At 67.0% G+C, this 5,859-nt stretch carries 6 protein-coding genes; 5 read left to right on the plus strand and 1 reads right to left on the minus strand.

Annotated features, from left to right (window positions below):
* A partial coding sequence (locus tag VNN10_08040) for a thiamine pyrophosphate-dependent enzyme (protein HXH21966.1) occupies positions 1-1,207 on the minus strand: 1,207 nt, incomplete at its 3' end.
* Positions 1,208-1,690: 483 nt separating this feature from the next.
* Here VNN10_08040 and VNN10_08045 point away from each other — a divergent pair.
* The 5 genes from VNN10_08045 to VNN10_08065 all read left to right on the plus strand — a co-directional run bounded on the left by VNN10_08045 (position 1,691) and on the right by VNN10_08065 (position 5,605).
* A complete protein-coding gene (locus VNN10_08045) occupies positions 1,691-2,800 on the plus strand; it encodes an integron integrase (GenBank protein ID HXH21967.1) in 1,110 nt (369 codons plus the stop codon).
* 242 nt (positions 2,801-3,042) lie between these two features.
* Entirely contained in the window at positions 3,043-3,519 is a 477-nt protein-coding gene (locus VNN10_08050; protein ID HXH21968.1) for a hypothetical protein, read from the plus strand.
* 106 nt (positions 3,520-3,625) lie between these two features.
* The gene (locus tag VNN10_08055) at positions 3,626-4,189 is read left to right on the plus strand and encodes a hypothetical protein (protein ID HXH21969.1); all 564 of its coding nucleotides are present in this window, start codon (positions 3,626-3,628) and stop codon (positions 4,187-4,189) included.
* A gap of 11 nt (positions 4,190-4,200) precedes the next feature.
* Entirely contained in the window at positions 4,201-4,917 is a 717-nt protein-coding gene (locus VNN10_08060; protein ID HXH21970.1) for a hypothetical protein, read from the plus strand.
* An 88-nt stretch (positions 4,918-5,005) separates the two neighbouring features.
* Positions 5,006-5,605, plus strand: coding sequence for a hypothetical protein (locus VNN10_08065; protein ID HXH21971.1), 600 nt, complete (start codon positions 5,006-5,008; stop codon positions 5,603-5,605).
* The last annotated feature ends 254 nt before the right edge of the window (positions 5,606-5,859 follow it).

Below are 5,859 nucleotides of genomic sequence, written 5' to 3' on the forward strand. Positions count from 1 at the left end.
CCACGCCCATGCCGCAGAAGGTCGCCTCCGAGATCGGCGTGTCGCGCACGCGGTCCTCCCCGAAGCGCTCGCGCAGCCCGCGCGTGACGCCGAAGATGCCGCCGATCAGCCCGACGTCCTCGCCCATGACGAACACGCGCCCGTCGCGCTCCATCTCCTGGGCCAGCGCCTCGCCGAGGGCCTGGGCGAACGTGATCTCGCGCGCCGGCGAGGGGGGTGGGGCGACCTCGCGCACCTCGATGTGCGGCGCGTAGACGGAGGTTTCCATCAGCGCCACCGTCGGCTCCGGGCTCGCCTGGGCGAAGCGGACCGCCTCCTCCAGCTCCACCTCCACCGCCTCCCGCAGCTCCTTGAGCCGGGCGGCGGTGGCGAACCCGCCCTCGACCAGGTACCGCTCGAAGCGCCCGATCGGGTCCCGGGCCATCCACTCGCGCTCCTCGGCCTCGGTGCGGTACTGGGGCAGGTTGGCCCGCATGCTGTGACCGCCCCAGCGGTAGGTGACGGCCTCGATGAGGGTCGGGCCGCCGCCGCGGCGGGCGCGGGCGACGGCCTCGCGCGCCGCCTCGTAGACCGCCAGCACGTCGTTGCCGTCCACCTGCACGCCGGGGATGCCGTAGCCGGCGGCGCGGGCGGCGATGGAGGGGCCGGCGGTGGTCCGGGCGGAGGCGGTGGACAGCGCGTACTGGTTGTTCTCGCAGAGGAAGATCAGCGGCAGGCTCCAGATCGCGGCCAGGTTCATGGCCTCGTGGACGACGCCCTGGTTGGCGCCGCCGTCGCCGAAGAACGCCACCACCACCTGCTCGGTGCCGCGCAGGCGGGCGGCCAGCGCGGCCCCGGCGCCGATCGGCACGCCGGCGGCCACGATCCCGTTGCAGCCGAGGATGTTGAGGTCCAGCGCCGCGATGTGCATCGAGCCGCCCAGGCCCCGGCAGTAGCCGGTCTCGCGCCCCATCAGCTCGGCCATCATGCGGTCCACCCGGGCGCCCTTGGCCAGGCAGTGGCCGTGGCCGCGGTGGTTGCCGACGATGTAGTCGTCGGCCCGCAGCACCGCGCAGGCTCCGGTGGCCACGGCCTCCTGGCCGACGTAGGAGTGGGCGGTGCCCTTGACCAGGCCGGCGTTGAACAGTTCCGTCGTCTTCTCGTCGAAGCGGCGGATGCGGACCATCGTCTGGTAGAGGCGCTCGAGGACGTCGGGGCTCGGCGTCATGGCGTCACCTCGGGGCGGAGGAGCGGCGCGATTCTAGGCAGCCCCCGCCCCGGGCGTCAAGGCGCCGGGGTGGGCCGCCGAGCGCTCGACTTACCGAAAGTCCGCCGGAGGCACGGTCAGCAGGTGGAAGTGCTGCACGCCGGGCCGCGGAGCCCGTGACGGACCGAAGTGGCCGGCCACCTCGCGCCAGCTCGGCTGGCGGGCCAGCGGCGCCATGGCCCGGCCCAGCGATTGGGTGACCCGACTCCAGCGGGCCGCCCAGAGGACCTGCCCCGGACTCCGCAACGGGAGCCCCACACCCGGCCGTGGGGCCGTCGCTCCTGAGATCGATCGCCTGCTGGCGCCGGGTGAGCCGGGAGAAGTAGGCGAACGGCATCCGGGGCTCGACAGTCGCGGCGGCGCGCCTCGCGGTCAATCGACCGGTAGGATAGCCGCCTCGGGCGTATCCGATCGGCGACTTGCGGAGACTGCCGCCGATCCCATATGCTCGCGTGGCGCAGGGTCAGGACACGGATCATGGGCAGCGTGGAGTCGAGCGCCCGGGCCTGCTACCCGACGCTGTCGGCTGGCGGCGGCCGCCTCACCCTGTGGTCGTTCCGCGAAAGCGGTCCTCCCGAGCCTCCGAAGCCCCGCCTCCTCGACCGCGTCCGCCAGGCCCTACGCGCCCGCCACCTGAGCCGCCGCACCGAGGAGGCGTACGTCGCTTGGATCCGGCGCTTCATCGTCTTCCACGACAAGCGCCACCCCGCCGGAATGGGGGCGCCCGAGGTCACGAAGTTCCTCACGTCCCTCGCGGTGGACGGCCGGGTCGCCGCCTCGACCCAGAACCAGGCGCTGAGCGCCCTCCTGTTCCTGTACAAGGACGTGCTGGCGATTGATCTTCCCTGGCTCGACGGCATCGTGCGCGCGAAGCGCCCCGAGCGGCTCCCGGTCGTGCTCACGCGGGAGGAGGTTCGCGCCGTGCTCCAGAGCCTCGACGGCGTGCCGCGCCTCATGGCCTGCCTGCTCTACGGTGCCGGGCTCCGGGTGCTCGAGTGCTGCCGGCTCCGCGTCCAGGACCTCGACTTCGCGACCAACCAGATCGTCGTCCGCGGCGGCAAGGGCGACAAGGACCGAGTCACCATGCTCCCGGGCGTCGCCCGGGCCGGTCTCCTGGAACACCTCGAGGCCGTCCGCGCCCAGCATCGGCGGGACCTGGCCGTGGGGGCCGGCTGGGTCGAACTGCCGACCGCCCTCGCCAGGAAGTACCCGAACGCCGGGCGCGAGTGGGTGTGGCAGTGGGTCTTCCCCGCTACCCGCATCTACCGGGACCGGCTCACCGGCCAGCGGCGCCGCCATCACCTGCACGAGTCGGTGCTCCAGCGCGCCGTCAAGGCCGCGGTCCGCAAGGCCGGGCTCGCCAAGCGCGCGAGCCCCCACACCCTGCGCCACTCGTTCGCCACGCATCTGCTCGAGGACGGCCACGATATCCGCACCGTCCAGGAGCTGCTCGGACACCGGGACGTGAGCACCACCATGATCTACACCCACGTCCTGAATCGCGGGCCGGCCGCCGTGAGGAGCCCGGCGGACCGGATGTTCGGCGGCTCATGACCACGGCGGCGGCCTTGGAGAGTATACGCATCGGGATACGCTGCGCGACGTCGCGGCCTATCTCGACCCGCGCGGCTCGCTCCGTGCGGACGCAAGTCGCTGGATCGAAAGGCCGGGGAGCCTGTCGAAGAGGGCGGTTCCACCTCGGTATACGCTGCAGAACCTCGCAGGCGTTGCGGTATTACGCAGATCAGCCTATCCAGTGGCCGAATTGTAGTTAGGTAACGCAAAGGGGGGGGGTCATGTGGGAGAAACTGAAGGGCGCGGGTGCCGTCGTGGCTGGGATCGCGATCTTTCTCGGCATCGCCTTGCTCATCGCGCTCTTCATTCACGGGGGCGCTTGGCTCGGCGAAAAGATCTATCCGTGGCTGGTCACAATCTCGAGCATCGCGCTCGCTATTGTGATCTTCGTTCTCTTACCTCTCGTGCTTTTCCGGAAAACGCGTGGGTTTTCCGGCACCGGTCTCATGATCGCGTCGTTCATCTTCGGGTTCACGCTCTGGGTATGGAGCCTGCTGCTCACCTACCACCTATGGGGCGCGATTGCCGTCTTCATTGGGCTTTTCCTCATGGGTGTCGGTGTCGTGCCTATTGCCATGCTCGCCACCCTATTTAAGGGCATGTGGTCAACGCTTGGCGAGTTGGTCGTACTCACTGTGCTTACGTTCGGCACCAGGTTTGCCGGGGCGTGGGCCACCGCAAAAGCCGATGAGTATTGAGGTGCGTTACCTAACCGCGCGCTCAACGCGGACGCGCCGCAAGCGGCGCGCCGGTTAGCGCGAACGTTCGGCGGACGACGACGTGTCATCATGACCGGAGGAAGAGATGGCGGGTGAAAAAGGGTTCCGCCTCAAGCTGACAGGCGAGGGCGTCAGCGTCGATCGCACCGTCACGGCTGACGTCGCCCACCAGATCGTCGCCATCGCGCTCGGTGCGGCTCTTGCCCCAGCCGAATCGACCAGGCAAGGCACCGACGTTACATCGACGGCTCGCGAGGCGTCAGTCTCAGCGGCCGGCCGGACGCCGCCATCTGTACGCGAGTTCCTCCTGCAACAGGAGGCCAAACGAATACCAGAGCAGATCGCGACGATGGCGCTTTACCTCAAGAATCATCGGAACACACCGATCTTCACGCGCAAGGACCTGGTCAAGACGTTCGAGGACGCACAAGAGCCCGTCCCAAAGAACCTCCCGAGAGACATCGGATGGGCCGTCCGCATCGGCTGGATCGCGCCGAAGGTTGGCATGAAAAATACCTACTACCTGACGAGTTCGGGAGAAGCCGCCGTGGGGGCGAAGTTCCCGGCCGATGTCCGAAAGAAGACCAAGGCGGCATCGTCCGGGCGTCGAGCACGGAAGCGCCGGTCACCAAAAGCCGGGACCGCCTGAGGCAAGGGTAGGTGGCCAGGAAGCGATCTCAGCCGCTTGACCCGCGGAGCTTCGACAACGACCTCGATCGTGTCCTGGCCGTCCTTGCGAACGCGCAACGGGACGAGTCGGAATGGCTGACGGCGCCGCAGATTTCGGCGGCGTTGCGTGACAGTCACGGGATCGGGCTGCACTGGCGGCGAATCGGGTCCTTGCTCACCACCAAGCGCGAGCTTGTTGGTCGTCGCAAACGCAACCGCCAATGGCAATACATGATTCTCGCTGGCGGGCGAGAACATCTGGCGGGCGCGGGTGGCTCAATCCTGTTCGTCGATCCGACCAAGGCACTGCAGGCTACACTCACGCTTCACGGGTTCCTCGGGTCACTCAACGGAACCGTCAGAATCTGTGATCCGTACCTTGACACGGCGACGCTCGATCATCTCTCTGCCTGCCCTCCCGTTGTGGCGATCAGGCTCCTCACAAAGAACATCAAGGACGCAGGCCCGGTCCGTGCTCTGCTTGCAGCGGCGCGGACAGAGGGCCGAACTATTGAAGTGCGTGTGGCCTCCACCGCCCCTCTCCACGACCGCTACATCATCGACGATGGCAAGATGGTCATACTCGGGACAAGCCTCAACGGCTTCGGGAAGAAACAGGGCTTCGTCGTTCAGGTGGGGGAAGATGTCCGCCGTGTCGTCGGCCAAGCGTTTGACGCAATTTGGTCAGGCGCGACGGTCTGGTCGTAACAAATGCCGCCGAACACCAGGCTGGAGCGGTCCGGCTACGCCGGCCGCTCAGCCTGGGCGTTCGACGACTGAGGCGACTGAAGGCTGAATGGACAAGACATCCCTGAACCTCATTTCGATCGTCTTGGGTGGGGTCGGGCTCTTCGTCGTCCTCACAAAGTTCAGTGTGCCCGAACTGCACGCGACGTTCCTGGGATCGAACCCTTTCGCCGCAAAACGGGACATCATCGAGTCCGTCATGACCTGGCTTTTCACCGGACTGACACTCTTGGGGTTGCTGGTGCAGGTGGGTGTCGCCATCTGGGGCAACCATCTGGCGGAGCGGATTCACACGACGCAGTTCTATGTCGTGCTCTTCGTGCTGATGCTGGCATTCGGGGTGGCGTTGGTGCCAGTATTGACCTCGGTAGGCAACCGCGTGGCGCGTCGGGCCTGGCTCCCTCAGGTGGTGGAGAATCAAAAGGAGGTCTACAAGGCCGCCAGCTTCATCATCGAACACGACGGATGGCGAGAGGATCAGCTCGTGACAAAAGATACGCTCCCAGATCCTGAGCGCTACAGAACGGCCAATCTCGATACGGCAACCCGCCAGGTCGAGCAGATAGAGAAGCTGCTGGAACTGGCGCCATGCTCGGCGGATCTCAGAGCCAGACTGAATGCCATCAAGCCCTTCTTTGAGCGTCGCTAGTATGTCCCGAGTCGAGTTAGTGTTGACACTTTGGATGCAGCGCGCAGAGGGCCATCGGCCCTATCTTTCCCAGAGTGGAAGTCCCGGCAAGGAAACCACTTTGGGGAGGAGAACCGATGACCCTCGACGAGAGCATACAGGGGCTGCGCCTGCAGGTCATCCGCCGAGCGACGGAAGTGGGCGTGAGCGCGGCGTGTCGGGAGGCAGCGATTTCGCGCACGCTGTTCTACCGGTGGCAGGCTCGGCTCAGCCGC

This window comes from Dehalococcoidia bacterium, assembly GCA_035574915.1.
Taxonomy (GTDB): domain Bacteria; phylum Chloroflexota; class Dehalococcoidia; order DSTF01; family WHTK01; genus DATLYJ01.